The sequence below is a fragment of the Mesorhizobium sp. BR1-1-2 genome (assembly GCF_020165435.1).
Lineage (GTDB): Bacteria > Pseudomonadota > Alphaproteobacteria > Rhizobiales > Rhizobiaceae > Mesorhizobium.
Genome location: NZ_JAIUID010000016.1, coordinates 104721 through 123750, shown reverse-complemented (window position 1 = coordinate 123750; position 19030 = coordinate 104721). Strand labels below are relative to the sequence as shown.

General features: G+C 65.1%; 15 protein-coding genes, 1 tRNA gene and 1 pseudogene. 9 read left to right on the top strand and 8 right to left on the bottom strand.

From position 1 onward, the window contains the following. The first annotated feature begins 239 nt into the window (after nt 1–239). Nucleotides 240–316 (top strand) — tRNA-Arg (locus LB551_RS25810). Nucleotides 317–781: 465 nt separating this feature from the next. Here the strand turns inward: LB551_RS25810 and LB551_RS25805 are convergent. Then, nucleotides 782–1570, bottom strand: coding sequence for an SDR family oxidoreductase (locus LB551_RS25805; RefSeq protein ID WP_224660962.1), 789 nt, complete (start codon nt 1568–1570; stop codon nt 782–784). A 102-nt stretch (nt 1571–1672) separates the two neighbouring features. Continuing rightward, a complete protein-coding gene (locus LB551_RS25800) occupies nt 1673–2422 on the bottom strand; it encodes a cyclase family protein (protein WP_224660961.1) in 750 nt (249 codons plus the stop codon). A gap of 250 nt (nt 2423–2672) precedes the next feature. Between LB551_RS25800 and LB551_RS25795 the strand changes: the two genes are divergently transcribed. Continuing rightward, nucleotides 2673–3575, top strand: a complete 903-nt coding sequence (locus LB551_RS25795; protein ID WP_224660960.1) for an SMP-30/gluconolactonase/LRE family protein — start codon at nt 2673–2675, stop codon at nt 3573–3575. A gap of 63 nt (nt 3576–3638) precedes the next feature. On the opposite strand, the gene LB551_RS25790 is transcribed toward LB551_RS25795, so the two are convergent. Continuing rightward, entirely contained in the window at nt 3639–4349 is a 711-nt protein-coding gene (locus tag LB551_RS25790; RefSeq protein ID WP_224660959.1) for a GntR family transcriptional regulator, read from the bottom strand. A 460-nt stretch (nt 4350–4809) separates the two neighbouring features. Between LB551_RS25790 and LB551_RS25785 the strand changes: the two genes are divergently transcribed. The 6 genes from LB551_RS25785 to LB551_RS25760 all read left to right on the top strand — a co-directional run bounded on the left by LB551_RS25785 (nt 4810) and on the right by LB551_RS25760 (nt 12166). After that, nucleotides 4810–5937, top strand: coding sequence for a sugar ABC transporter substrate-binding protein (locus tag LB551_RS25785; protein ID WP_224660958.1), 1128 nt, complete (start codon nt 4810–4812; stop codon nt 5935–5937). A gap of 68 nt (nt 5938–6005) precedes the next feature. Then, nucleotides 6006–7538 carry a sugar ABC transporter ATP-binding protein gene (locus LB551_RS25780; RefSeq protein WP_224660957.1) on the top strand — a complete coding sequence of 511 codons (1533 nt, stop codon included), beginning with the start codon at nt 6006–6008 and terminating at the stop codon, nt 7536–7538. Next, complete coding sequence (locus LB551_RS25775) at nt 7535–9616, top strand: ABC transporter permease (RefSeq protein ID WP_224660956.1); 2082 nt, start codon at nt 7535–7537, stop codon at nt 9614–9616. Before LB551_RS25780 ends, LB551_RS25775 begins: the two co-directional genes overlap by 4 nt. 53 nt (nt 9617–9669) lie before the next feature. Next, a complete protein-coding gene (locus LB551_RS25770; protein ID WP_224660955.1) occupies nt 9670–10614 on the top strand; it encodes a 3-hydroxyacyl-CoA dehydrogenase in 945 nt (314 codons plus the stop codon). Between the two features lie 35 nt (nt 10615–10649). Then, nucleotides 10650–11588, top strand: a complete 939-nt coding sequence (locus LB551_RS25765) for a 3-keto-5-aminohexanoate cleavage protein (protein ID WP_224660954.1) — start codon at nt 10650–10652, stop codon at nt 11586–11588. A gap of 47 nt (nt 11589–11635) precedes the next feature. Next, nucleotides 11636–12166, top strand: a complete 531-nt coding sequence (locus LB551_RS25760; RefSeq protein WP_224660953.1) for a cupin domain-containing protein — start codon at nt 11636–11638, stop codon at nt 12164–12166. 515 nt (nt 12167–12681) lie between these two features. Here the strand turns inward: LB551_RS25760 and LB551_RS25755 are convergent. The 3 genes and pseudogenes from LB551_RS25755 to LB551_RS25745 form a co-directional block, all read right to left on the bottom strand. Next, a pseudogene (locus LB551_RS25755) lies at nt 12682–14035 on the bottom strand (tyrosine-type recombinase/integrase). A gap of 342 nt (nt 14036–14377) precedes the next feature. Continuing rightward, a complete protein-coding gene (locus tag LB551_RS25750; RefSeq protein ID WP_224660952.1) occupies nt 14378–15079 on the bottom strand; it encodes a haloacid dehalogenase type II in 702 nt (233 codons plus the stop codon). A 203-nt stretch (nt 15080–15282) separates the two neighbouring features. Beyond that, nucleotides 15283–15744, bottom strand: coding sequence for a cupin domain-containing protein (locus LB551_RS25745; protein ID WP_224660951.1), 462 nt, complete (start codon nt 15742–15744; stop codon nt 15283–15285). A 126-nt stretch (nt 15745–15870) separates the two neighbouring features. Between LB551_RS25745 and LB551_RS25740 the strand changes: the two genes are divergently transcribed. Next, the gene (locus LB551_RS25740; RefSeq protein WP_224660950.1) at nt 15871–17409 is read left to right on the top strand and encodes a winged helix-turn-helix domain-containing tetratricopeptide repeat protein; all 1539 of its coding nucleotides are present in this window, start codon (nt 15871–15873) and stop codon (nt 17407–17409) included. Nucleotides 17410–17426: 17 nt separating this feature from the next. Here the strand turns inward: LB551_RS25740 and LB551_RS25735 are convergent, their stop codons facing one another. Both LB551_RS25735 and LB551_RS25730 read right to left on the bottom strand, forming a co-directional pair. Further along, a complete protein-coding gene (locus tag LB551_RS25735; protein ID WP_224660949.1) occupies nt 17427–18227 on the bottom strand; it encodes a class I SAM-dependent methyltransferase in 801 nt (266 codons plus the stop codon). Between the two features lie 288 nt (nt 18228–18515). Next, nucleotides 18516–19028 carry a RidA family protein gene (locus LB551_RS25730; RefSeq protein ID WP_224660948.1) on the bottom strand — a complete coding sequence of 171 codons (513 nt, stop codon included), beginning with the start codon at nt 19026–19028 and terminating at the stop codon, nt 18516–18518. Nucleotides 19029–19030 lie beyond the last annotated feature (2 nt).

Below are 19030 nucleotides of genomic sequence, written 5' to 3'. Positions count from 1 at the left end.
GGTAAGGAGTGAGGCGGGGCAGTGAGGGGCTCAAGTTCCTCGCCCCCGCCAAGGGCGAGGAAGAGGTGGCTCGGCCAAGCCGAGACGGAGAGGGGAACGCCGCACGCGACAGGGCATCGCCTGCGAGGCGAACCTTTGGAAACCGCCAATCTCCAATTGCCCGTTGAAGCCCGCGCCCGCTTCCGCTAAGAAGCCGTGACTTGCCGGTTCACCCGGTTCGTTTTCCGGCCCGCCGGGAAGCACCCGTAGCTCAGCTGGATAGAGCGCTGCCCTCCGAAGGCAGAGGTCACAGGTTCGAATCCTGTCGGGTGCGCCAATTTCTCTTTGCGTAGCAAGTAGTTAGGCTACGCTTTGCTCACCTGAGGTCTTTCAGGGCTGAGCGGCGCAAGCGCTGGGGAGCCTCGAGTTTGGGCAAACTATGTCGCCACATCCCGCGAATTTTCGGGGTAAACAGCGCGAAACGCCAGTTTCCGGCGGACGAGCTTCAAAAAGAAGGTTGAGCGTTGCCCACGTGGACAACGCTCAAAATGACTGAAATGGGGCCGCTTGCCGACAGTCCGGTTGTGGCTGAGGAATCGGGTAAAGCGGTCATTCGACTGACGACCCCAGTCTCGTCGTTTAGCCAATTTTGATCGCAACGCCGAAAGCAGCCGTTGCCGGACGACCAACGCACCGAGTGCTTAATCTCGGACGATCAGGTCAGGGTTAGCCGCTTGTCACGGACGATCGTCCGTGACGATGGCTTCAGTGTCGCTGCAGCAGGATGGGCGTCGCCCGACCCCTACTGCGCCAGCTTCGGGCTGCGATAGCTCTCGAAGTTGCCGCACACGCTGATCGACTGGCCGGAGATGTGCGGCGCCAGGTCGGAGGCGAGGAAGACGGCCATGTCGGCGATCTCCTTCATGTCGATGGCGGTGTGCAGCGAGATGTTGTGCAGGAAGTACGGCATCCATGCCTCCAGCGTCATGCCGCGCGCCTCTGCCTGCTCGCGCATGACTCGCTGGCCGCGTGGACCGTCGACCAGACCGGGCAGGATGGCGTTGACGCGGACCCCGAACTCGCCGAGTTCGACGGCCAGCACGTCGGTCAGTCCGCGCACGGCGTATTTGGATGCCGAGTACGGCGCCCGGAGCGGCATGCCGAGACGGCCGGCGACGGACGACAGGTTGATGATGCAGCCGCCGCCGGCCTGCTTGAACAGCGGCACGGCCTTGCGCACCATGTAGAACTGTCCCGCGACGTTGACCGCCATAGTCTGGTCCCACTCCTCGTCGGTGATCTCCTCGACCGGCTTCGTCGGCCCGGAGATGCCGGCGTTGTTCACGAGGATGTCCAGCCTCGAATGGCTCGCCAGGAACGTTTCGTAGAGTGCCGCCACGTCCGACGACCGGGCGACGTCGGCTTTCATGACGATGGCGCCAGGCAGCTCCTTCTTGAGGGCCTCGAGGGCCTCGTCGGCGATGTCGCAGACGCAGACCTGCGCGCCCTGCTCCACGAAACGGTGGGCGATCACCCGGCCGATGCCGGAGGCGCCCGCGGTGATGATGGCAGTCTTGCCGGTTAGGTCCATCGGACTCTCCAGGGATCGAGGGAATTTACTGTCGGGCCGTCCGGGAACCACGGGGACGCCCGGCGGCGTCGGAATGGCAGAGGCGCCTGCGGCCCTGCCTGATCAGTTGGGGCAGAACGCCACGGGGCGGATCGGCGAGCCGGAGCCTTCATCGATGTTGAGCGGCATGGCGAGGAACAACGAGCGCGGCGTCAGGTCCTCGAGGTTGGTCAGCATCTCGATGATGAGGATGTCGTGCGGCAGCCAGCTTTTCATGTGACCGGGATTGGCCTGTGGCACGCCATCGACGATCGCCGTCTCGCCGGCGACGGTGTCGGTCGCCACCGCCCGCACCTTGCGCTCGCGGAAGAACTCGCAGGCGTCCTCGGACATGCCGGGCGCGTTGAGCACATACCACTGCGCCTTGGAGTCGGTGCGCCAGTGACGCTTCATCCAGCCGTAATTGACGATCGCGATCTCGCCGGCGCCCACTTTGAGACCGGATTTCTCCTCGTAGGCGCGCAGCATGTCGGCCGTGATCAGGTCGCCCGGCTTCAGGTCGCGGTCGGAGAAGTCGTAGAGGACGGCCGACGCGAAGAGATGGTCGGCCGGGAAGGTGTCGATCGTCCGGTCCATCCGGTCGGGGAGCATGTGCGCCGGCGCGTCGACATGAGCTCCCGTGTGCTCGGCCATCATGATCGCCTGGCAGTAGTAGCCGTCGTGATCGTGTGTCACCGCCTTGTCGATGGTCAAGTGCGGATGGGTCGGCCAGCGCGGGATGCCGCGCTCCAATTTCGGCGCGAGGTCCACCATGCGCATGCCACTCAAGGTCTTGAGGACGACGTCGATCGCCCCGGCACTGCTGTCCGCCATGAAATCCTCCCTGATCGCCGAACGGCCCAGCCCCGCGTCGCGACATGCGGCGGGGTGCCTCCCGGGCTCGATCCAGTTCGACGCGGATGTAATCACGTCGCCGACCGGGCCGTCAATCGGTGAAATGCCTGATCCGTGATCACAAAGATTGACTCCGATGCCTGCCCTGTACAATGTCCGCGTCGGGAGGGTGCGGAACCGGGCCGAGAGGCGCGGCCGCCCATGTCGGTTCAACGAGGAGGAGACTGCAGTGGCCGAAATCCGTCTGCTGGTGGACAGCAAGAACCATCTGGGCGAAGGCCCGCTCTGGGACGTGGAGGACCAGCGCCTCTACTGGATCGACAGTTCGGCCGCGGAGATCTGGAACTGCAAGGAGGACGGGTCGGACGTGAAGCTGAACTACGTCCCGCTGCACATCGGCTCGATGGCGATTCGCAAGAACGGCGGTGCCGTGGTGGCGCTGGCCAACGGCTTCAGCCTGTACGATTTCAAGACGCAGCGCCTGACCCACATCGGCGATCCCGAGAAGGACGAGCCGGAGAACCGCCTGAACGACGGCAAGGTCGATCGCCGCGGCCGCTTCGTCGCCGGCTACATGTCCTACGACCACGACCGCTTCGACGCCAATCGCGGCCAGCGCCCGGTGCGCAACTCGGCCCTCTACAGCCTCGATCCGGACCTCACGATCACCAGGCTGGACGGCGGCATCAAGTGCTCCAACGGCCCGTGCTGGAGCCCGGACGACAAGACCTTCTACTTCTGCGATTCCTACGACGACCTGATGTACGCCTACGACTACGACATCGACACAGGCGGGGTTTCGAACAAGCGCGTCTTCCTGTCGAATCACGAGTATCCCGGGACGTTCGACGGCTCCACCGTCGATGCCGAGGGCTACATCTGGAACGCACATGTGTTCGGCGGCCGCATCATCCGCTACTCGCCGGACGGCAAGATCGACCGCGAGATCGAATTCCCGGTGCGCAACCTGACCAGCGTCATGTTCGGCGGCAAGAACCTCGACGTCCTCTACGTCAGCTCCATGGGCCGGCCGATGAGGGGCGTGCCGCAGCGCGAGGAGAACGCCGGCGGGCTGTTCGCCGTCTATGATCTGGGTGTGAAGGGCCTGCCCGAGCCGCGCTTCGGCGGCTGATCCCGGTCGGAAGCGCCGGATGAGGGAAGCTCCGGCGCGTCGGCTGTCGCCGGTGGCGGGCCGTCAGAGCGCGGCCTCCATCGGCCGCTCCTCGTCTGGGCTGAAGATTGCGATCCGATGGCGCGTGAACCACTTGGCCGTCGCCCAGATGTCGACCTTGAGGCCGGAAGCCGCACGGCGGCCGTCGCGCCGCTCGATCGCCTGGATGATGCGCTCGTGGAAGCGGGTGCCCGTCAGGAACGGGTCCGAATAGCCCATGCGGTAGGCGACGCCGAGGTAGGGGCCGATGCGCAGCCAGAGGTTGTTGATGATCTCGAGCGTCTGCGGCATGTCCGCCGCCTCGTAGATCGCGAAGTGGAACTCCTTGTTGGCGTCGAGCACCTCCTCGGTGAAGCCGCCCCTGATCGCAGCGATCATCTTGGTGTTGATCTCGCGCAGCCTCTCGGCGAGCAGCGGCGGGGGATTCAGCGCCGCGCGCCTGGTCACCATGCCTTCGATGGACATACGCAGCCGGATGATCTCCCAGAAGAGTTCCGGCGTGAACGAGGCGACCTGGATGCTGCGGCTGGGCGTCTGGATCAGCGCTTTCTCGGCGACCAGACGCTGAAGCGCCTCGCGCACCGGCATTGCGCTGGTGCCGAGCGCACCCGCCAGGCCGCGAATGGTGAGGGTTTCGCCGGCCGAGAACCGGCCCTGGTAGAGGGCCTCGCGCAGCTTCAGGTAGACGCGCTCCTGCAGCGTGCTGACGTCCACCGGCGAGAGCTTGTCGGTCATGCTGTTGCTTCCATCATCGTCCGGGGAAGATCGGCTTCCCGCCCGAGACATGCCGAGAGCGGACCGAATGGCCCGTCACCACCCCTCCGGCGACACCCGTTTCCCCAAAAGGCACGGCTAAACCCGACAGCAGCACGATGCAAGGCCCCGCGCCCGTTCAACACCATCGCGCGGCTTGTGATCACAAATCAACGATTATTTATTGACGGCCCGCTTCTTTTATGGCTCGTTCTGGATGGCTGCGGACGCGGCCAGGGGAGAAGGGTGCCGGAGAGGACTGGCGCCGGGAGGATCGTCGCCGATGCCAGACTGCTCGCTCCGAGCCATTCGGGGTGAACGGTTGCGTGCATCGCCGGGCGCGACCCTGTCGTGCGGGTCCTCCATCCAGTCGCCACGAGCGTCGCGACGTCCGCCACAGTTCTGCGCTGCGTCGTGCAGGCAGTCATTGGGAGAGAGAGATATGAAGTCGATGATCCGGAAGTGCGCGCTCGGCGCAATGGCGGCCGCGGCAGGCCTGGCGCTCATGGCGCCTGCCGCCCAGGCGGCCGAGAAGATGAAGATCTATCTGAGCATGAGCTATATCGGCAACGACTGGCAGGCCGAGGCCGCCAACATGCTGAAGGCGATGGCGCTCCACAAGAGCTACGCCGACAGGGTCGATCTGCAGGTGCAGGTCGCCGGCCCGAATGCCCAGAAGCAGATCCAGCAGATCAACTCCATGGTGCAGGCCGGTGCCAAGGCGATCATCGTCTATCCGATTTCGCCGACCGCGCTGAACGGAGCTGTCAAGAACGCCTGCGCCAAGGGCGTCGTCGTGGTCGCCTACGACTCGATCATCTCCGAACCTTGCGCCTACAACGTCCATATCGATCAGCGCAAATGGGGCGTGGAATCGGCCGAATGGCTGGTTAAGAAGCTCGGCGGCAAGGGCAAGGTGGTCATGGTAACCGGCGTGCCGGGAACCACCGTCGACACACTGCGCAACGAAGGCGCCAAGGAGGTCTTTGCCAAGAACCCGGGGATCGAGGTCGTGGCCGAGGCCAACGGCATGTGGAGCCAAGCCGTGGCCCGCACCGAACTCTCCAAGATCCTCGCCACCCGTAACTGGGACCAGGTCGACGGGCTCTGGATGCAGGCAGGATGCTATACGGCCAATTCGATGCAGAGCGAGGCCGGCATCGCCGACGACAAGCTGCTGCCCTGCGCAGGCGAGTCCTCGAATGGCGGCCGTATCCAGATGCTGCCGGTCGGCACCGAGGTGGACGGGGCCAATGGCACCTACCGTCCGATGGGCGCGCAGCGCTGGTCGTCCGGCTCGCAGAACTTCACCGGCGCACTGGCCCTGAAGCTCGCGGTCGACAAGCTCGAGGGCAAGGAGATCCCGGCTCTGACCGACGTGGCGCAGACCATCGTCACCAACGAGAACGTCAAGCTCTGCCAGGAAGGCTCCTGGGCAGAGATGAAGGCTGGCTGCAACGTGTTCCAGCCGGCGATCATCCCAAATCCGGGCTGGTTCGCATCGATCTATTCGGATCTGACTCCGGAAGTCGGCCTGAACGCGGCGCTCGTCGCCCAGCCCGAGGATTGATCCTCCCGTGACCAACGGCGGCCCGCGGCGCGCGGGCCGCCTCTCATTCCGAGAGAGAACCAGATCGCATGTCCGCCGCCGCTCCGGCCATCCACATCGCCAACGTCCGCAAGGCCTACGGCGCGACTGTCGCACTCGACGACGTCTCCCTGTCCATCCGCGCCGGCACCGTCCACGCGCTGCTGGGTGAGAACGGTGCGGGCAAATCCACCATCGTGAAGGTGCTGTCCGGCCTGGTGACGCCCGACCAGGGCAGCATCGAGGTGTTCGGCCAGCGCGCCCAGCTCTCGTCGCCGCGCGAGGCCCATCGGCTCGGCATCCAGACGGCGTTCCAGGAGATGACGCTCGTTCGCAACCTGACCGTTCTGGACAACATGCTCATCCCCGAAGCGCCGGTCGGTTTGACCGGGATGATGAGCCGCGGCAAGGCCCGCCAAGCGGTGAACGCGCATTTCCGCGAGCTGGAGCTTTCCGACATCCATCTCGACGACGAGATCGGCGACCTCGATCTCGCCGTCCGCCAGAAGATCGAGATCGCGCGCGCGGTCTACCGCAAGCCGCGCATCCTGCTGCTCGACGAGCCGACCTCGGCCCTGTCCGGACCCGACGTTGACTGGCTGGGCAACGTGATCCGCGGCGCGAAGCGGCAAGGTACGACCGTCCTGTTCATCTCGCACCGGCTGCGCGAGGTCCACGACTTCTGCGACGACCTCACAATCCTGCGCGGCGGCAAGCACGTCGCCACCGGCAACGTCGCTGACTACCAGGATGCCGACGTCGTCCGCATGATTGCCGGCCGCTCACTGATCCATTCCTTTCCGCCACGCGCCGAGCAGCGCCACGAGATCGGCCACGAGGTGCTGCGCGCCGACCGGGTCGGCACCGACGGAAAACTCCGAGAGGCATCGTTCGGCCTGCGGGAGGGCGAAATCCTCGGCATCGCCGGCCTGCAGGGCATGGGCCAGCTCGACCTCTTCCTTTCGGCTTTCGGCGCGGTGCCACTGGCGCGCGGCCATTTCGAGGTGGACGGCAAAAAGGTCGCAATCGCCAGTCCCAAAGATGCGATCTCGGCCCGCATCGGCATTAGCCTGGTGCCGGAAGAGCGCAAGACGGAGGGCCTGTTCCTCAAGCTTTCCGGCAAACACAACGCCACCGTTCCGATCATCGAGCGCTTCACCCGTTTCGGCCTGATCGACAAGGGCCGCGAGAACGAAGCCGTCTCCGAGGCGTTCCGGCGCGTCGAAGTAGACCACCGCGCGCTGTGGTCGCGCGCCGACGCCTTCTCCGGCGGCAACCAGCAGAAGATCGCCATCGCCAAGTGGCTGCTGACCGAAAGCCACATCCTGATGGTCTACGATCCTATGCGCGGCATCGACGTCGGCACGAAGAACGAACTCTACCAGCTGATGCGGACCTATGCCGAGGCGGGCGGCGCCGTCATCTTCTACTCGACCGAGATCCCCGAGCTGGTCCACCTGGCCGACCGGGTGCTGGTATTCTACGCCGGCACGATCGCCGCCGAGCTGTCGGGCAGCGACCTCACCGAAGAGAACATCCTGGGAGTCGCTCTCGGCTCCGGCAGCAAGGCAAGTGCCGCATGAGCGCCATCACCAACGGTCGCGAGGAGGCGCGCCGAGCGCCAGCGGCTTCCCTGCACATCGGCCGCCATCGCGGCCTGATAACGGCGTTCGTCGCCTTCGCCGTGCTGTTCGCAGTCGTCGCCAAGCTGAGCGCCGTGCCCCTCGTCTACTACGACGTCGCCCAGATGACGACGAGCGGTGCCACGCTCGCCATCGCGGCGATGGGGCAGACCGTCGTCGTGCTGTCGGGAGGATTCGACCTCTCCGCGGCGGCCGTGATCTCGCTGGTCAACGTGACGCTCGCGACGTTCCCGGCGGATGGAAGCGTCTCGCCATGGACGTTGACCGCGGTCGGCATCGGCATCGGTGTCGTGGTCGGCGCGTTCAACGGCTTCTTCATCGCCTTCCTGCGGCTGCAGGCGATCGTCGTGACCCTGTCGACCATGTTCATCCTCCAGGGCATCACGCTGATCGTGATGGAGAAGCCCGGCGGCATGATCGAGCCGAGCCTGTCGGACGTGCTCATCGGCGACCTCATCACCGACTGGGTTCCGATGTCGGCGGCGCTTCTCGTGGTGCTGCTGCTGTTCTGGTACTGGCTGAAGCGCACAAAGCTCGGGCTCGCCATCTATGCGATCGGCGGCGACATCGACAGCGCCCGCTCGGCCGGCATCCCGACCCGTTTCGTCCAGTTCATGGTCTACGTCATCGCCGGCGGCTTCTACGGCCTCGCCGGCGTGTTCATCAGCGCCCAGACCGGTGCCGGCGACCCGCTGGTCGGCAATCCGATGCTGCTCCAGATGTTCGCAGCCGTTGTCGTCGGCGGCACGCTGCTCGGCGGCGGCCGTGGCGGCCTGACCGGCTCGGTTCTCGGCGCCTACGTGCTGATGGTCATCGTGAACATCCTCCTGGTGCTCAACGTATCGGCCTATTTCTCGACCATCGCCGAAAGCACGATCCTGCTGCTGGCCGTGCTCAGCGCCTCGATGCATCGCCGGTCGGTGCTCGCCCAGAACATCCGGCAGGTGCTTGCCAGGTTCGCCGCCTGGCGCCAGGGCATCCTGCCGTCGCAGCTCGATCTGTCGCCGCGCAAGCTGTCGCTGGCCGCTGTGAAGCGCGATGCGGCCGACCAGAAGGTGCTGTCGGCGATGGCGCCGTTCCGCACGCGCCATGCCGAGATCATTCGGTATGCGCTGCCGGCCTACATCTGCTTGGTCGGCGTGCTGCTGGTGACGCAGTATGTGCTCGGTAATGCGCTCTTCAATTTCAACTACTACAACTCGCTGGTCGTGCTGGCCTCCTTCCTCGCCATCCTGGCACTCGGCCAGGGCACCGTGATCTTGACCGGCGGGCTGGACTTGTCCATCCCCTGGACGATCGGTCTGTGCGGCATCCTGCTGGCAGGACTGGTAAAGGGATCCGACGCAGCGCTGGTCTATGCGGTGCCGGTCGTCCTCGTCGTCGGAATGCTGATCGGCCTGCTCAACGGATTCGGCATCGTCGCGCTCGGCCTGTCGCCGATCGTCATGACGCTGGCCGTCAACGGCCTGCTGCAGGGCGCGGCCCTGCTCTATTCGGGCGGCACGCCGGACGGGTTCTCCTCGCCGATGCTGCGCGACTTCATGACGTTCAAGGTGTTCGGGGTGACGCCCGTGGTGCCTTTCCTCGCGGTGTTCGCCGTCTTCGCGGTGCTGCTGCTCGGGCGCACGGCCTTCGGACGACGGGTCTACGCGATCGGCAACAGCGAGCGCGCGGCGGAGCTGTCCGGCATCCCAGTCAAGCGCACGATCATCTCCGTCTACGTCCTGTCCGGCCTCTGCTCGGCGCTCGTCGGCATCCTGCTCACCGGCTTCTCCGGACAAGCGAGCCTCGGCATGGGCGACGAGTACCTGCTGCCGTCGATCGCGGTGGTCGTCGTCGGCGGGGCGCTGATCACCGGCGGACGCGGCTCCTATGTCGGGATGCTCGGCGGGGTGATCTTGCTGACGGCGTTGCAGATGCTGCTCGCGGGAACGACGATCCCGATTTCCGCCCGCTCCATCCTGTATGGTCTCGTCATCCTCGGTGCCATCATCGCCCTGCGCGACAGGCACGCCTGACGATGACCACGCGAGCCACGACACCACCCATCGAACAACCGAAGGACAAGACTATGTCACGAGTTGCGATCATCGGCACCGGGTTCATCGGCCGGGCCTGGGCGATCACCTTTGCACGTGCCGGGCATGACGTCGTGCTGTGGGACAACGATCCCAAGGCGCCGGCGGCGGCGCGCGACTACATCGCCGGGCTGCTCCCCGACCTGGACGCCAACGGCCTGCTGAACGATGGTCCGGACAAGCTTCTCAGCCGCCTGTCGCTGTCGACCTCGATCGACGAGGCGCTCGACGGCGTCGTCCACGTCCAGGAGAACACGCCCGAAAGGCTCGAGGTGAAGCAGGCGGTGTTCTCGATGCTCGACGAGAAGGCACCCCGCGAGGCGATCCTCGCAAGCTCGACGTCCGCCCTGCTGCCATCAGCCTTCACCGGCCATGTGGCGGGGCGGGAGCGCTGCCTGGTCGCCCATCCGATCAACCCGCCCTACCTCATTCCCGCTGCCGAACTGGTTCCCGCGCCCTGGACATCTCAGGAGGTGATGGAGCGTGCCACTGCGCTGTTCCGCAGCATCGGACAGGCACCGCTGGTCATGAAGCGCGAGATCGACGGCTTCATCATGAACCGCCTGCAGGGCGCACTACTCGAAGAGGCGTTCCGCCTCGTCGACGAGGGCTACGCTTCGGTCGAGGACGTCGACATCGGCGTCCGTGACGGGCTGGCGTTGCGCTGGTCGTTCATGGGTCCGTTCGAGACCATCGACCTGAATGCACCGGGCGGTATCCGCGACTACGTCGAACGCTACGAGCGCATCTATTCCGGATTGTGGCCGAGCACGCAGCATCGCGCCGATTGGTCGGGCCCGGTCCTCGACGGCATCGAGGCCGACCGCCGCGCCACACTGCCCGCCGACAACCTGGTCTCCCGCCAGGAATGGCGCGATCGTCGGCTCATGGCGCTGATCACGCACAAGCGCGACGCCGCCGCGAAGATCGGCTCCTGAACCTTCCCTCCCACCCGCATTCGAGGCAGACGTCCATGGCCAAGGCCGCAACCGGAAAAGTCATCATCACCTGTGCCGTGACGGGCGCCATCCATACACCGTCCATGTCGGAGTACCTGCCGATCACGCCGCAGCAGATCATCGACGACGCGCTGGGCGCCGCCGAGGCGGGTGCCGCGATCCTGCACCTGCACGCCCGCGACCCCGAAACCGGCAAGCCCGACCAGACGCCCGAGGGCTTCATGAAGTTCCTGCCGCAGATCAAGCAGGCGACCAACGCGGCGATCAACCTGACGACCGGCGGCAGCCCTTACATGAAGGTCGAGGAGCGCGTGCTTCCGGCCCAGAAGCTGAAGCCGGAGGTCGCCTCGCTCAACATGGGCTCGATGAACTTCGGCCTTTTCCACCTGCTCGACAAGTACAAGGAGTTCAAGCACGACTGGGAGAAGCCGCACCTCGAAGCGACGAAGGACCTGGTGTTCCGCAATTCGTTCAAGGACATCGAGTTCATCCTGAAGACCTGCTACAAGAACAACACGCGCTTCGAGTTCGAGTGCTACGACATCGCGCATCTCTACAATCTGAAGCACTTCGCCGACCGCGGGCTGGTCAAGCCGCCCTTCTTCGTCCAGTCGGTGTTCGGCATCCTCGGCGGCATCGGAACGCACCCCGAGGACGTGCAGCACATGAAGCGGACGGCCGACCGGCTGTTCGGCTCCGACTACCGCTGGTCGGTTCTCGGCGCCGGCGCCAGCCAGCTCCGCATCGCCGCGCAGGCGGCCGCGCTTGGCGGCAACGTCCGCGTCGGTCTTGAGGACTCGCTGTGGGCCGGCAAGGGCAAGCTTGCCAAGTCGAGCGCAGACCAGGTGCGCCTGGTCCGCCAGATGATCGAGGGGCTCGGCCTCGAGGTGGCGACGCCGAACGACGCGCGCGAGATCCTGTCGCTGAAGGGCGGCGCCGACGTCAATTTCTGAGACGGCGCACCTGCGCCTGCAAGCCATTCGCGATCGGGGAGGAGTCCATGCTCAAGCAGGTCAGGCGGATCGTCACGACGGACGACGCGGACGGCAAATCCGGCATCTTGTTCGACGGGGCGGCGCAACACACGATCACGGTGCTGACAGAGCTCTGGCAAACGCCGGCCGGTCGGCACGACCATGTCACGGACGAGGACATGGCGCTGCGGTCGCAGGGGATCGAGCCGCCGCCCGGCGGTACCATCTTCCGCTTCTTCCAGATCGCGCCGGAGTCGCAACCGGCGCACCTGTCGCGGGAGGAGCGGCAGAAGGCGGCGCACGAGTGGTTCGCCGCCATGGGATCGGCGCATCTCCAGCCCGACACCTCGCGCCACGAAACCATGCACCGGTCGCCGACGACGGACTACATCGTGCTCCTGTCCGGACACATCACGCTCGTGCTGGACAAGGAAGAGCGCGACCTGAAGCCGTTCGACGTGGTCATCCAGCGGGGCACTAACCATGCCTGGGTCAACCGCGGCACCGAGGACGCATTGCTGATGTCGGTACTGGTCGACGCACGGCCTGAAGGCTAGCGTAGCGCGTCGAGCCCTTAAATGTTCCTCTCGAAGGTATGAGCCACGATCGGATCTGGCGCAGATAGCTCAAATCCTTTAGCTGCCATAAAGGTCAGCACAACAGTCACAGCTATCGATGCAATCACAGTGGTGGTGCGGGCTAGGCTTCTCACTATCTTCATTCAACAAAAGCAGCGCGATATTCGAGCAGTCTCTCGGATAGTAGGTCTGACATCTGATGTTGGGATGCTCGCAGCGGGTTGCAACTAACCCTTAGTCTAGGTCCAGCTTTGGCGGCGCTTGGCAAAGCGGGTCGGAAGCGGACCCGCGGTTCCCTATCCCTTCGGCGGCAGCACCGGCATTCAGAAGCAAATTGTGGAAGACTGGGGCGGCCCTAGTTAGCAGGCCGTTCCCTCCAGCCATCCCGTTCGACGCTATCTCCGAGGTCGAGAATGTCCGCTTATAAGATGGGCGTCGGTATTCGGTTAATGACCGAAATCGGGCGCAGAGCCGCCATTGTCAGGGTGACCTGATCAGGCAGCAGCCTGGGCTATTTTATGCGCCGACGAGTTCGTCTGCCTCAGGAAGTGGGCAAGCGCCGACTTCCTGGAAGCCCGATCGAGTGCGTAGGCGGTGTGGCTGAAGGCTACGCCGTCCAGCAGCCCCTGAATATAGCCGGCGATGCTGTCAGCCGCCGTGATGAGCGCCGCATCGACGGTATGGATGTAGCGGCTCGTCACCGACCCACGTGAATGACCGACCAAGGCGGCGATCGTCGCCTCGGTGAACCCAAGATCATTGCCGATGCTGGCGAAGCTGTGCCGCAAAACATGGGGCGTGATGCCGGCCAGGTAGGTCTTCTCAAGCAGCTTCGTCCAGTGCCTGGGGAAGCTTCCGAAAGGCGTGTCATCCTCCCAGCCGGGAAAGACATAATCCTCGGCTCCATGCTCTTCATAGCGGCGACGCTCGAGCTATTCCAGAACCGGCAGACCGATCGGTCGTACAGACGCTCCCTCCTTGCTGTCGGTCAGACGCAGACAACTGCCCTCGATATCGACTTCGCCCCAACGCAGACCGATGACCTTACTGCGCCGGCAGCCCGTCAGAGCGATCACCCGGATTATTCCTACGGTGGCCTCGTACTGTCTGTCCTCGGCGGCCTTCCGCAAAATGCTGCCGAGTGTGCGGTATTCCTGCTCGCTGAGACGGCGGACGTTTATCCTGTCCTTCGGCTTGCGAATGCCATGCAACGGGGTTTTGTTCAATGATGCCGAGTTCGACCGCGTAGGTGATAATGCCGCCGAAGAGCCCTATCGTTCGGGCTGCCGTGCCGGCTCCGCCGCGCACGATTGCCCGTCCGCGCAGCTTGTCCGTCTTGACGTTCGCGCGTGTCTTGCCCGCAATGATGTCCTTCATGGCCTGGGTGATGTCGGACTTGGCCAAATCCCGCACCCGTCGGCTGCCGAGCAGCGGAACGATGTGGCGTTCGACGCGCCCGACATCGGTGGAGATCGTCGTGGGTTTCTTGGGCCGGCCTCCTTTCCCAAGCACGAGCCCATTCTTGAGATATTCGAGGTAGCGGGTGCAGAATTCCTTGACAGTGATCGCCTCGCGATCGAGCTTGCGCTCCTCGGCGGGGTTGCCGCCCCTTGCGACCTGACCCAGCAGGACTTTTGCTTCGCGCCTAGCTTCCTCAGGCGTCCAAACTCCATGCAGGCCAATCGTGTAGCGACGCGAGCGACCGGCAGCACGGTATTGCACGACGAAGCTTCGCTTCCCCGATTTGAAGACGCGCAACCCAAACCCCGGAAGGTCGTCGTCCCATATGACATAGTCCGAGGATCTGATATCGGTGGCATCGACGGTTCGTTTGGTCAGCTTCGCCATGCTGGGGCGCCTCCTTGACAGGTTCCCCGCGTAAGCAAAGCGTAAGCACGGCAGGGAGGGTTTCTAGCTGCCCCGTCGTACCGTCGGCGCTGATCGATTTCAAATTTGTTTTGTGATTTCAGCAGCATAGCGCACATTCGGATAGAATCGATAGTTTCGGCGAAAGCCACTATCCATCCTCCGAAGGCAGAGGCCGTTGGTTCGAATCCAACCGGGTGCGCCAACTCACAAGGGGCCCGTTCCGGACACATCGGTTACGGTTTATACCGGAGACATGGGTGACACTTTTGGCCCGAAGGGCTTTGGAGTGGTTCGGCCCTACGCGCCCAACCCTCCGATATCCTAAATCCACCCAGCCTCCTCGAAAAATCCCGGCACGTCATCCAGCCCTCGTGCCACCGCGTCCGGCTCATAGTCCGCCGGCGGCTTTCGTCCCGTCCCGCGATCGACCCAGACCGCGCGAAAATGCAGGTCGCGGGCGGCGGTCAGGTCGAGGTGCGGGCTGGCGCAGATGTGGACCAGCTCGTCCGTGGTCACGCCAAGGGTGCGCCAGGCGTGTTCGAAGATCTGCCGCGACGGCTTGTAGGCCTGCGCCTGTTGCGCCGTGATGACCCGGTCGATGGCGCCGCCCAGCTGCGCGACATTGCCGGCGATGATGGCGTCGTCGGTGTTGGAGATGATCGCCAGCTTGAAGCCGGCCTGCTTCAGCTTCTGCAGCGTCGCGACGACTTCCGGGAAGGGCGGCATGCGGCCGATCGAGGACGTCAGCAGTTCGGCGTCGCCGGCTTCCGCTTCCAGCGAAAAATCGCGCATCGCCAGATGCAGCGCTTTGGCGGTCACCTCGGCGAAGGAGAGGTGCGGCTTGGTATGCTCGAGCTGATGTTCGTGCCGGTCGTAGACCGGGATGAATGTCTCAGCCTCGATCCTGTGGCCCTTGCGCGACAGGATCGTCTCCATCGCGGCCATCAGCCCCTCATCCCACTGGATCAGCGTTCCGTAGCAGTCGAAAGTAAGCCAGGTCGGGCGCGGTCCGGTGAGTGCCATTCGGAAACCTTTTGCGGAAGACGTCGGGAGCCCCGGAGACACCTTAGACCAACGCGCGCTTTTATCCAGATGCAGGGTTCTCCGCCTTGGACGGCCGCCCTCTCGGCCGTGGAGATCATCTTTGCCGCGTCCAGGCACCGCCGGCACCGGGAGGCCGCGCTCGCGCCGCAGGCAGGCCAATTACGCCTGTCGACCAACCACGCCTATGCACTCGCCGTCAGGGTAGAAATCTGGTCGGTGTCGTAGCGGTTCCGCAGCTCGGCGAGCGCCTTCGGGTCCGGGGAGCCCTTTGCGGCCAGCCTGGCGAGTTCCTCGAAATAGTGCTCGTGGCCGGGCGGTGAGACGGTCATCAGCACGCGGGCCGGTTTTTCGCCGACATTGGTGATGTTGTGCTGCACGCCGGGCGGAATGAACAGGAAGGTGCCGGGGGTCGCGCGGATCACCTTTTCGCCGACGTGCCAGACGCATTCGCCGTCAAGCACATAGAAGGTTTCTTCCTGCACGCGATGCACATGCAGGCCGGTGGCGAAGCCGGCCGGTATGGTCCAGTCGAACATGCTCGTGTGCCTGGTATCCTCGCCGGTGACGAGGAACACCATCGGCTGGCCACGCAGCATGACCCCCTTGTTCTCGTCGGGCATCCGGATGACAGGGGCGGCGCTCATTTGATCCTCCATCGGTTCGCTGCGTTTCCCGCAGCCACCGGCGCAGAATGCCTCTACCCGGCCGGCCAGTCGTGAAGCCGTTGCGAAATCATTGCGAAAAGATTGCAAACGGTATCTCCTCCGGAAATGGCAACGAGCCTCGCCTTTGGCCCTTTTCGCATCGACGGCGGAGCCGGGATCCTGTTCCACGGCGACCAGCCGACGCCGCTCGGCCAACGCGCGGTCGCGCTGCTGGCGCTGCTTGTCGAACGCACGGGCAAGCCGGTTTCGAAGCAGGCGCTGATCGAGGCCGCGTGGACCGGGCAAGCGATCGAGGACAGCAACCTCACGGTGCAGATCGCGGCGGCCAGGCGGATGCTCGAGAACGCGGCCGGCGGCGGAAGCTGGATCGAGACGCTGCCACGGCACGGCTATCGTTATGTCGGGCCACAGGTCGCGATTGGGGGTCCCGGCCCCGAGGCGCCTACGCTCACATGGCCCGGCAAGCCTTCGATCGCGGTTCTGCCGTTCTCGAACCTGAGCGGCGATCCGGAGCAGGATTATTTCGCCGACGGCATAGTCGACGACATCATCACCGGCCTGGCGCGCATCAACTGGCTGTTCGTCATCGCCCGCAACTCCTCCTTCACCTACAAGGGGCGCGCGGTGGACGTGAAGCAGGTCGGCCGCGAGCTCGGCGTCCGCTACGTGCTCGAAGGCAGCGTGCGCAGGGCCGGCGGCAGCGTGCGCGTGACCGGCCAGATGATCGACACGTCGACCGGCGCCCACATATGGGCCGAGCGCTTCGACCGCGCCTCCGCCGATATTTTCGCGCTGCAGGATGAGATCGCCCTTGCGGCCGTCGGCGCGATCGCGCCGAGCCTGCGGCGTGTCGAAATCGAGAGGGTGAAGCGCAAGCGTCCCGACAGTCTCGATGCCTACGACCTCGTGCTGCGGGCCCAGCCGGACGTGGATTCCGGCATGCCCGAGCGGGTTGCGCAAGCGCTTGTGCTGCTCGAACGCGCCATCGAACTTGAGCCGACCTATGCGCTTGCCCACGGCAGCGCCGCCATGTGCCGCCATTGCCTGTTCCTTCGCGCCGGCCTGCGGGAAGCCGATCGCGAGGCTTCGATACGCCATGCCCGGCTGGCCATCCTGCACGGACAGGACGACGCCTCGGCGCTTACCCTTGCGGGGTTTTCGATCGGCATGGATGGACATGACCGCAAGGCCGCCTTCACCGCTTTGGAAGCCGCGCTCGCCGTCAGCCCGTCATCCGCCCTGACCTATATTCTGGGCAGCGTCATCCTCGGCTGGAGCGGCGAAGCCGAGCAAGCCATCGAGTGGAGCGAGCGCGGGATGCGGCTAAGCCCCTTCGACCCATGGGCTTTCGCCGCCTTCGATGCCCAGGCGATGAGCCATTTGCTGCGCGGCCGCTACGACGAGGCCTGCCGCGCCGCATACAGGTCCGTTCAGGCCAATCCCGCCCACAGCATCACCTATGTGCAATTGGCCGCCGCCCTGGCCAAGCTCGGCCGGCTGGAAGAGGCGGCGGCGGCAGCCGCGCGGGTGCGTGAGCTGCACCCGACGTTTCGCTACAGCCGGCAGTTCGCCGCCGTACACTGCGCCCCGGCGCTCGCGCAATGCCTCGGCGAGGCGCTGCGGGCCGCCGGTTTGCCGCAATAGGGCGGCTCTCGGCCCCTTTACCGCACCACGCCCCTGCAAGCCCAGGCCACGTTCGCGAACGACCGCGGCCCATCCGGCCGGCCGGCCTCATAGGCATCGCGGACGGCGGCTTCGGTGCGCGACCGCTCGGCTGGGTCGAGCGTCATCATGTATCTGCCGAGCGGCCCTTCGCCGGCGCCGATCGGCGCCCAGTAGTCGTCGAAGTCCCGGTAGTCCATGCGGATCATCAACTCGGTTTCGGTGACGTCGGCCAGCTCCTGCTCGATAAAAGTCCGCTTCATTTCGCCGGGCTGCATCATCGGCTGGAAGCAATAGCGGCTGCGCATCTGGCGTCCGCCTTCGCTGAGCGCGGCCGCCGTGTCGATCATCATGCGCATGCCGGGCATGCCGCCGAGATGGTCCCACACGACGGCCGCGACCACGCCGCCCGGCCGCACCACGCGGCGCATTTCGCCCACCGCCTTGCCGGCCTCCGGCACGAAGTGGAGCACGAGCAGCGCCAGCGCGCGGTCGAAACGATCGTCGGCGAACGGCAAGGCGGTGGCGTCGGCCTGCTGGATCTCGATGCGCGGATCGGTGTTGCGCCGCTGTGCCGCCTCGACGAAGACAGGCGAAAAGTCGATTGCCGTGATCGCCGCGAGGTCGGCGGATTTCGCCAGCTCGAAGGTCAGGCTGCCGGTGCCGCATCCGACGTCGAGGATCTTTTCGCCGCGGGCAAGCCCGGCGAAGTCGATGAATTTGGGCGCGAGCTTGCGGCTCCACCGGCCCATGAGCTGCTCATATCCGGATGCATCGTGAACGGTGAAACTTGAGGTCATCTCGCTCTCCCTGCGCTGAAGAGGCGAGGCTAGGCTAATTCGCGGAAAAGCGTGAGGCGGTTTTCCGTCCGCGGTCGCGCGACCTCCCTTCGACGAATGGCTAGTGCTTGGGCGTGGGCTCCGCGCGTGTTAGCCCTCACTGGCGGGTCAACATCGCCCAGCTCCGCCTTTCGGTGGGTGCCTGGGCGAGCGAGGCCGCTTCGACCGCGCCGGTTCCCGGCCCGCCAGATCCGCGCCTCCCCAGCCCGTCGGCATCCTGGCGCAACGGGCCGGCCGAACGCCCCGGCTTCAGGGCCGCACGGCGGTCACTTCGATTTCGACCAGGAAGCCGGGGCCGGCGAGGCCCGCGACCTGCACCACCGAACGCGTCGGGAGGTTCGGCTGGTCCTTGGTCCCGAAAAACTTCGTGTAGCCTTTCATGAAGCCGGCGAAATCCATCTTGCCGCCCTTGGCGGGATCGCCGACCAGGAAGACCTGCATCTTGACGACGTCACCCATCTTCAGGCCGAGATCGGCCAGCGTCTTGTCGATGGACTTCAGCACCGAGCCGGTCTGGGCCTCGGTGTCGCCATAGGCGGCGACCGTCGCCTTGTCGGCCTTCTCGTCGATGACCGACGGCACGGCGCCGCTGAGATAGACCGTGGTCTTGCCGGCCGGCACCTCGACGGCGCGCAGGATCGGAAAATCCGAATTCGGAATCTTGTGGCGAACGACGTCGTCGGCCAGCGCGGCGCCGGCCGCCAGCATTCCCGCCGCCAGCACGGCGGCCCCGATCCATGATTTCCCAACCGATGGTTTCATGA